Origin of the sequence: Myxococcus sp. CA039A (genome assembly GCF_013336645.1) — a bacterium.
GTDB classification, from domain to species: Bacteria; Myxococcota; Myxococcia; order Myxococcales; family Myxococcaceae; genus Myxococcus; species Myxococcus llanfairpwllgwyngyllgogerychwyrndrobwllllantysiliogogogochensis.
In genome coordinates this window covers 1-8,298 of the sequence record NZ_JABUMQ010000421.1, presented here as the reverse complement: position 1 = coordinate 8,298, position 8,298 = coordinate 1, and the positions used below count along the sequence as shown (strand labels likewise).

Annotated in this window: 4 protein-coding genes; 3 read left to right on the top strand and 1 reads right to left on the bottom strand. The window is 69.2% G+C overall.

Annotated features, from left to right (window positions below; translation table 11 throughout):
- The 3 genes from HR086_RS42100 to HR086_RS42090 all read left to right on the top strand — a co-directional run.
- On the top strand, nucleotides 1-1,225 hold a 1,225-nt coding region (locus tag HR086_RS42100), incomplete at its 5' end, for a complex I subunit 5 family protein (protein ID WP_174468444.1).
- On the top strand, nucleotides 1,222-2,706 hold the full coding sequence (locus tag HR086_RS42095; protein ID WP_217440875.1) for a monovalent cation/H+ antiporter subunit D family protein: 1,485 nt from the start codon (nucleotides 1,222-1,224) through the stop codon (nucleotides 2,704-2,706). The genes HR086_RS42100 and HR086_RS42095, both read left to right, overlap by 4 nt.
- On the top strand, nucleotides 2,703-4,451 hold the full coding sequence (locus tag HR086_RS42090) for a complex I subunit 5 family protein (protein ID WP_174468443.1): 1,749 nt from the start codon (nucleotides 2,703-2,705) through the stop codon (nucleotides 4,449-4,451). The genes HR086_RS42095 and HR086_RS42090 overlap by 4 nt, the downstream gene beginning before the upstream one ends.
- A gap of 77 nt (nucleotides 4,452-4,528) precedes the next feature.
- Here HR086_RS42090 and ileS read toward each other — a convergent pair whose 3' ends face one another.
- Nucleotides 4,529-8,275, bottom strand: coding sequence for an isoleucine--tRNA ligase (gene ileS, locus HR086_RS42085; protein WP_174468442.1), 3,747 nt, complete (start codon nucleotides 8,273-8,275; stop codon nucleotides 4,529-4,531).
- Nucleotides 8,276-8,298: the final 23 nt, after the last annotated feature.

Below are 8,298 nucleotides of genomic sequence, written 5' to 3'. Positions count from 1 at the left end.
GCTGGGCATCGAGTGGCGCGCGGACGGGCTCGCCGCCCTGATGCTGCTGACCATCGCGGTGGTGGGGCCGCTCATCAGCGTCCACGCCTTGGACCACCTGGGGGACCGAGAGGACCGGGAGTTCCTCCCGCTGTGGCTGTTCATCTGGTGCGCGCTCAACGCGCTGGTGTTGTCGGCGGATGCCTTCAACCTCTACGTCACGCTGGAGCTGACGACGCTGGGCGCGGTGTCTCTCATCGTGGTGCGCAGGGATTTGCCAGGGCTCGACGCGGGCCTGCGCTACCTGCTCTTCGCGATGCCGGGCTCGCTTTGCTACCTGCTGGGCATCGCGCTCCTGTACGGCGCCTATGCGACGCTGGATGTGGGGATGCTCGCCCAGCGCGTGCAGGCGGGGCCGGTGACGTGGGTGGCCGCGGGGCTGGTGACGGTGGGGCTGTGTCTCAAGACGCCCCTGTTTCCGCTCCACGTCTGGTTGCCACCGACGTACACGGGCGCGCCCACGCCCGTCACCGCGCTCCTGTCGGCACTCATCTCGAAGGGCTCCTTCTACGTCCTCTTGCGGCTGTGGCTGGAGGTCTTCGCGCCCGTCCTGGACGCGGAGGTGGGGCAGATGTTGGGCCTGCTCGGAGCGGTGGCGGTGCTGTGGGGCTCGGTCCTGGCGCTGAGCCAGACGCAGCTCAAGCGGGTGGTCTCCTATTCGAGCGTCGCGCAGATTGGCTACATGTTCCTCGTCTTCCCCATGGCGACCAGTGGGGCCCGCGCGGGGGTCATCTATCTGGTCGTCTCCCACGCGGCCGCCAAGGCGTCCATGTTCGTGGCGGTGGGCAACATCCATCAGGCGGTGGGCATCACCTCGATGGGGGGCGTCCAGGGCCTGGCCTACCGGATGCCCTTCACGTTCCTGGCGATGGCGTTGGGTGGCATCAGCCTGATTGGCATTCCGCCCAGTGGAGGGTTCATCGCGAAGTGGCTCCTGTTGAATGAGTCCATCGGCACACAGCAGTGGTGGTGGGCGCTGGTGCTGCTGGGAGGCAGTCTGCTGACGGCGGCGTATGTCTTTCGCATCCTCCGGGGCTCGTTCCTGCCGCTGCCTCCGGGGGTCACCGTGCGCTCCATTCCCCTGGGGAACGAGCTGGCGCCGCTCGCGCTCGCGCTCATCGCGCTGGTGCTGGGACTGGTGCCCTGGTTCCCGCTGGACCTGCTGGCCGTCGGTGCGTCGAGATGATGAACACCTGGCTGCCGCTGTCCGTGCTGCTCAGCTCGCTGTTGCCGGGGCTCATCATCTTCCTGCTCGCCGAGGAGCAGCGGCGCACGCGCACGGTGCTCAACCTGCTCGCGGCGGTGACCAAGCTGCTGCTCACCGCGGTCATGGCCTGGGGCGTGTTCCAGGGGCGCCAGTACGAGACGCGGCTGCCCTTCTTTCCCAAGGCGGACCTGGTGCTGAGGGCGGACTCCTTCAGCCTGCTCTTCATCACCCTGTCCGCGGTGCTCTGGTTCGTGACGACCATCTACGCGGTGGGTTACCTGGAGGGGACGGACCACCGCAGCCGGTTCTTCGGCTTCTTCTCGCTGTGTGTCGCGTCGACGATGGGCATCGCGCTCGCGGGCAACCTGCTCACCTTCTTCCTGTTCTACGAGATGCTCACGCTGTCGACGTACCCGCTGGTCATCCACCGGGGAACGCCCGAGGCGCTCCGCGCGGGCAACGTCTACCTGCGCTACACGCTGAGCGGGGCCACGCTGCTGCTGGCGGGCGTGGTGCTGCTCTACTCGCTCACGGGCTCGGTGGAGTTCACCGAGCGAGGCGCGCTGGGCGCCGTCGCGTCACATCGCACCGAGCTGGTGGTGGCCTTCGTGCTGCTGATAGCCGGGCTCGGGGTGAAGACGGCGCTGGTGCCGCTCCATGGTTGGCTGCCGGTGGCGATGGTGGCGCCCGCTCCGGTCAGCGCGCTGCTGCATGCCGTCGCGGTAGTGAAGGCGGGGGCCTTCGGCATCACCCGCATCATCTACGACGTGTATGGCGTCTACCTGGTGCATGACCTGGGGGTGATGCAGCCGCTGGCCATCGTCGCCGCCATCACCATCCTCTACGGCTCGGTGCGGGCGCTCCAGCAGGGGGACTTGAAGAAGCGGCTGGCCTACTCCACGGTGAGCCAGGTCGCGTACATCGTGCTGGGCATCTCCATCTTCGGGACGGCGTCCACCATTGGTGGGCTGGTGCACCTGGTGCATCAGGGGGTGATGAAAATCACCCTGTTCTTCTGCGCGGGGAACTTCGCCGAGGAGCTGCACGTGCACCGGGTGAGTGAGCTGCGCGGGGTAGGGCGGCGGATGCCGCTCACCACGGGGGCCTTCACCATCGCCGCGCTGGGGATGATTGGCATTCCCCCCGTCGCCGGGTTCATCTCGAAGTGGTACCTGGGAATCGGCGCGCTGGAGGCGCATCAGCCCTGGCTGGTGGTGGTGCTGCTGACGAGCAGCCTGCTCAACGCGGGCTACTTCCTACCCATCGTCTACTCCGCGTGGTTCCAGGCCCCGCGCGAGGAATGGAAGCCGAGCACCCGGGGGTGGGAGATTGGGTTGCTCCTGTTGCTGCCCACGGTGGCCACGGCGGTGTTGTCGCTCGCAGCGGGACTCTTCGCCGGAGCGGAGCTCAGCCCGCTGGGTTGGACGCGGCTCATCACCGAGCGGGAGTTCCGTCCGTGAGTGGCCATGACCTCGCCTCGCTCGCCGTCATCGCGGCCCTGTGCGTGCCGTTGGTGCTCACGGTGGCGGTGATGATTCCCGCGCTTCGGGGCGTCGGCATGGCGCTGGCGCCGTGGGCCGCGCTCCCGGCGCTCGGGCTGGGCCTGGGGACGGGGGTGTCCGTCCACTGGAAGCCGGTGCTGCTGGGGATGCGGCTGTATGCGCCGGACGAGGTGACGCGGACGTACCTGCTCTTCACCGGGATTCTGTGGCTCTTCTCCGGCCTCTTCGCGCGAGGGTATCTGCGCGAGGACTCGCACCGGGCCTCGTTCTGGGGCTTCTTCCTGGCGACGCTCGCGGGGAACGTGGGCGCGGTGCTCGCGCAGGACGTGGCGAGCTTCTATCTGTTCTTCGCGATGATGACGTTCTGCGCATACGGACTCGTCGTCCACGAGCGCACCGAGGCGGCGGCGCGGGCGGGCCGCGTCTACATCATCATGGCCCTGCTGGGCGAGGTGTTGCTGCTCGCGGCCTTCTTCCTCACGGTGGGCACGCGCATCAACCTGTCGCTCGCCGAGGTGCCGCGCGTGGTGGCGGAGTCGTCCTCCCGCGAGGTCATCTGCGTGCTGATTCTGGGCGGCTTTGGCGTCAAGGTGGGCGCTCTCCTGCTGCACATGTGGCTTCCCCTGGCGCATCCCGTCGCGCCCGCCCCGGGCAGCGCCGTGCTCAGCGGCACCATCATCAAGGTCGGCGTGCTGGGCTGGCTGCGCTTCCTGCCCCTGGGGCATGCGAGCCTCCCCACGTTGGGCACCGTGTGCGTGGCGGCGGGGCTGACGGCCGCGTTCTACGGCGTCGCGGTGGGCCTCACGCAGCGCGAGGCGAAGACGGTGCTGGCCTACTCCAGCATCAGCCAGATGGGCTTCCTCACGCTGGCGGTGGGGCTCGCGCTGGGGGCCCCGGAGGCGGCTCCCGTGCTCATCGGCGCGGTGCTCGTCTATGCGGTGCATCACTCCCTGGCGAAGGGGTTGTTGTTCCTGGGCACGGGCCTGCTGCCCGCGACGGGCCGCAAGGGCTGGAGGGGTGTGCTGGTGTTGGTGGGGCTGACGTGGTCCGCGCTGGAAATCGCGGGCGCGCCGCTGACGAGCGGGGCCCTGGCGAAGCTCGCGCTGAAGTCCGCGGAGGCCGCCGCGCACGCGTCGGAGGCCCTGCCGACGCTGCTCTCCCTGGCGGCCGTGGGCAGCACGCTCATCATGGCGCGCTTCCTGGAACGCACCGTCCCCAAGGCCCCCGAGCAGGGCTCACCCGGGGCGGGAGGGATGTTGCTCGCGTGGGTCCTGCTGCTCGTCGTCGACACGGCGCTGCTCCTCTGGCCACCCGTGGGGCGCAAGGAGCTGCCGCACCTGCTCGAGTCGAAGAGCCTCGTCTCGGCGGCGTGGCCCGTCGTCGCCGGCGTGCTGTTGACGGGGCTGGTGTGGCGCTCGCGTCGGTGGCGCTCCTGGCGCGTGCCGGAGATTCCGCCCGGCGACGTGCTCTGGCCGGTGGCGCGAGTGCTGCTTCCGGGCTGGCGGCGGCTGACGGCGGGCGCGGACCGCGCGCCGCCCGAGCAGGAACACGTCGGTGAAGGCCCGCCGAGCCGGTTCGCGCGGTTCCGGCGAGCTTCGCTCGACGACTTTGAGAACGCCGAGGAGGGCCTGAGTCAGCTGAGCCATGTGGGCCTCGCGCTGCTGCTGTTCCTGGGCGTGTTCCTGCTGCTGCTGGTCCGGTGAGACGACGCCAGGGATTGCTTCAACCCCTGGCGTCCCTCCTGCTCAGTCGGTGGTCGACCGGGCGGGGATGAGCGACCTCAGGCGCGCTCCACGCGCAGTCGCGCGGGCAGGCCGTTGAGGTTGACCTCTTCTTCCTGTCCCGTGAGGCCCTCGGGCCCCACGTTGATGGAGTCGGCCAGCGTCTCCCGGGCAATCAGCTCGCGGCCTTCTTCCGTGACGCGCTTCACCCGCGCGTCACCGTCCACCCAGAGGCGGATGCGGTCCGTGTAGCCCAGCTCCATGTCCTTGCGAGCGCCCTGCACGCGCGCCAGCAGCTCGCGCACGAGGCCCTCATCGACGAGCGCCTCCGTCAGCTCGGTGTGGAGCACCACCACGCCCGCGCCCGTGCCCGCCGCCGCGAAGCCGGGGTTGGCCTCCACCAGCGTCTCCAGGTCCTCGCCGGAGAACACCAGCGTTTCGCCCGCGAGCTGGATGGCCACCTGCCCCGTCTGGAGCAGCTCCCGGTGCAGCGCGCGGCCGTCTCCGGTGTCGAACGCCTTGCGCACCGGCGCCAGCTTGGCGCCGAGCCGTCCGCCCACCGCGCGCAGGTTGGGGCGCACGCGGAAGCGCACCACGTCCGCGTCCGGGCTGCCCTGCTCCACGAAGCGCACCTCGTGGACGTTCAGCTCCTCGGCGAGCAAGTCTTTGTAGACGGCCAGCCGGTCCGTCATCTCCTTGCGCGCGAGGATGATGTCCGCGCGGGCCAGCGGCTGACGCACCTTGAGCTTGTTGTCCGTGCGGACCTTGAGCCCCGGGGACACCAGCTCGCGCAGGGCGGCCATGTCCACCGCCAGCTCGTCGTCGATGAGGCTGGCGTCGGCGCGCGGGAAGGAGGCCAGGTGCACGCTCTCCGGCTGCGTCTGGGGCCAGGCCTTGCGCACCAGGTTGCCCCACATCTCGTCGGAGAAGAACGGGACGAAGGGCGCGGCCAGGGCGGTGATGGTGGTGAGCGCTTCGTAGAGGGTGAAGTACGCGTCGCGCTTGTCCTGCTCGAAGCCCGGCTTCCAGAAGCGCTCGCGGCTGCGGCGCAGGTACCAGTTGGACAGCGCGTCCACCAGCGCCACCATGCGCTGGGCCGCGTCGTACACCTGATAGGTGTCCAGGCACTTCTCCACGTGGCGCAGCGCCAGCTGGACTTCCGACAGAATCCAGCGGTCCAGCAGCGGCCGGGCCTTCACCTCGCGCCAGCCGTGGCTCTTGCGCACGGCCTCCCACGGAGCCTCTGTCGCGTCCGGGTTGCCTTGCGCCGGATTGAAGCCGTCGATGTTCGCGTAGATGGTGAAGAACGAGTAGACGTTGCGCAGCTTGACCTGGAAGTCCTTCTGCAACAGCCGCACGTTCGCCAGGGAGTGGCGCGTGTTGGACCAGGTGGGGCTCGCCGCGTAGAAGAACCAGCGGAACGCATCCGCGCCGGGAGCCTTGGCGGCGGGGTCCTTCACCGTCACGCGCTCGGAAGGCGCCAGGCGAGGCACCTCCACTGGCATGACGCCCGCGCCCTTCGCGGACGGCGCCACGCCGAGCGCCTGCAGCTCCGAGGGCGCCAGCAGCACCACGCGGCGCTTGAGCTTCTTGTGCGCCTTCACCGTCGCGGAGATGGAGACGTCCGGCCTGTCCGGGCGGAACAACTGCACCTTGGCGCCTTCCTGCAGGTCCAGGCCCTCCAGGTCCTCACGCGCGATGAGCGCCACGCCCGCCTCCGCCGGCGCGCCCGCCTCCGTGGCGGACAGCACCGCGAAGTCCATGCGCACTTCGTCGAGGATGATTTCGGGCGGCGTGTAGTTGCCCTTGGACTTGGACTCCTTGCGGCCCTCCTTGTCGGAGACGTGGCCCAGCACGATGCAGCTCTTGTACGGGTGCGGCCATTCGCGCTGGGGCGTCAATCCCAGACGGGCCTGCGTCTCCTCGTCGAAGACGAGCGTGCTCACCATGAGCAGCGAGTAGAACCAGCCACGCGTCTGGTCGATGGCCTCGGAGATGAAGTCGGCGGGGAAGGCGCGGTTGAACAGCTCGTGCGAGCCGGGCGCGTGAGGGAAGCCCCACTGCGCGAAGGGCATGCAGCCGGAGTCGAACCACACGTCCACGACTTCGGGCACGCGGTTGAAGCGGCCCGGGGAGCCCGGCTTCTCGTACGTCACCTTGTCGATCCACGGCTTGTGGACGATGAGGTGCTTCGCGTTGGCCTCGTGCGGCTTGCCGGCGAGGAACGCCGCGAGCTCGGCCTCCACGGCCGCCAGGTTGCTGCCGGGCTTGTCACGCAGGGCCTGGAGGGAAGGCACGGCCTCCACCTCGCCCGTCTCCGAGTGAATCCAGAGCGGCAGCGCGGTGCCCCAGTAGCGCTCGCGCGACAGGGCCCAGTCCACGTTGTTGGCCAGGAAGTCGCCGAAGCGGCCTTCCTTGATGTGCTCGGGCACCCAGTTGACGGCGCGGTTGTTCTCGATGGCGCGGTCCTTCACCGCGGTGGTTCGGATGTACCAGGCGGGGCGGGCGTACTGGATGAGCGGGTCGTCGTCCGCGCGCCAGCAGAAGGGGTACTCGTGCTTGTACTGCTCGGTGACGAGCAAGAGCCCGCGCTCCTTGAGGTTGCGCTGGATGTCCTTGTCCGCGTCCTTCACGAAGCGCCCGGCGACGAGCGGGACTTCCTCGGAGAAGGTGCCGTCCGGCTTGACGGCGCAGAACAGCTCCATCGCCTCCGGCTGGAGGAATCGCGCGCGGTCCTTGCGGAACGCGTCGTAGTCGTCCTCGCCGAAGGCGGGGGCGATGTGGACGATGCCCGTGCCCGTGTTGAGCGTCACGAAGTCCGCGCCCAGCACGCGCCAGGCGCGGGTGTCGTCTCCGCCGTCGCGCAGCTTCAGGCGCGTGTCACCTTCGCTGGCGAAGTACGTGTCGAAGGGCGGCAGGTAGCGCTGGCCCACCAGCGCGCTGCCCGGCTGGGTGGCGAGGATGGGCAGGTCCTTCTTGAGCTTCTTGGCCAGCTCCTCGCGCAGCGCGGCGGCGATGATGAGCTTGCGGTCACCGGCGTCCACGGTGACGTAGTCCACGCCCGGGTTGACGGCCGCGTACATGTTGGACGGCAGCGTCCACGGGGTGGTCGTCCACACGAGCAGCGAGGTGTCCGGCGCGTCGCGCAGGGGGAAGGTGACGTAGACGCTCGGGTCGTCCACCGTCTTGTAGCCCAGGCCCACCTCGGCGGAGCTGAGCGCGGTGCCGCCCTGGGGCCACCACCACACCACTTTGTGGCCCTGGTAGAGCAGGCCCTTCTTGTGCAGTTCGGCGAGCGCCCACCACACGCTCTCCACGAAGCCCCGGTGGTAGGTGACATAGGCCTGGTTCAGGTCCACCCAGAAGCCGATGCGCTCGGTGAGCCGCTCCCATTCGGAGGTGTAGCGAAAGACGGACTCGATGCAGCGCTCGGTGAAGGGCTCCACGCCGTAGCGCTCGATTTCCGCCTTGCCGTGGATGCGCAGCTCCTTCTCCACCTCCACTTCCACGGGCAGGCCGTGGGTGTCCCAGCCGGCCTTGCGGGGGACGTAGTGGCCGCGCATCGTCTGGTAGCGGGGGAACAGGTCCTTGATGACGCGGGTGAGGACGTGGCCGTTGTGGGGCAGGCCGTTGGCGGTGGGCGGGCCCTCGTAGAAGACGAAGCTCTTGGCGCCTTCGCGTGCCTCGAGCGAGCGCTCGAAGATGCGGCGGTCCTTCCAGAAGGCGAGGATGCGGCGCTCCTCGGCCGGGAAGTCCATCTCCGCGGGCACGGCGTCGAACAGGGGGGCGGGCGCTGTCTCAGGCATGGTGCCGTGCTTGATCGTTCTTT

Excerpts from the sequence above, each read along its gene's own strand:
- HR086_RS42095 (WP_217440875.1), top strand. The coding sequence starts at position 1,222 with ATGATGAACACCTGGCTGCCGCTGTCCGTGCTGCTCAGCTCGCTGTTG.
- ileS (WP_174468442.1), bottom strand. The coding sequence starts at position 8,275 with ATGCCTGAGACAGCGCCCGCCCCCCTGTTCGACGCCGTGCCCGCGGAG.